The organism is Acinetobacter sp. S4397-1 (assembly GCF_024129285.1).
Lineage (GTDB): Bacteria > Pseudomonadota > Gammaproteobacteria > Pseudomonadales > Moraxellaceae > Acinetobacter > Acinetobacter lwoffii_C.
In genome coordinates, this window is the sequence record NZ_JAMXXZ010000105.1 from 1 (window position 1) to 227 (window position 227).

Here is a 227-nt window from a genome sequence, read left to right on the forward strand (position 1 = left end):
TAGCAGCGCCAATAACACTGTTTCTGTTCCAAGGCTGAGTAGCTTTCTCAAGAGCTTCCATAGCAGCACTTTTATGATCCCACGGTCCTGCCACGTTGGCCATAGCAGCGCCAATAACACTGTTTCTGTTCCAAGGCTGAGTAGCTTTCTCAAGAGCTTCCATAGCAGCACTTTTATGATCCCACGGTCCTGCTACGTTGGCCATAGCAGCGCCAATAACACTGTTT

General features: G+C 48.9%; 1 protein-coding gene. It reads right to left on the minus strand.

Features of this window, described 5'->3' with window-relative positions; all coding sequences use genetic code 11:
* Nucleotides 1–205, minus strand: a 205-nt coding sequence (locus NI467_RS14705; protein WP_253153510.1) for a hypothetical protein, incomplete at its 3' end; no start/stop codon positions are given.
* Nucleotides 206–227: the final 22 nt, after the last annotated feature.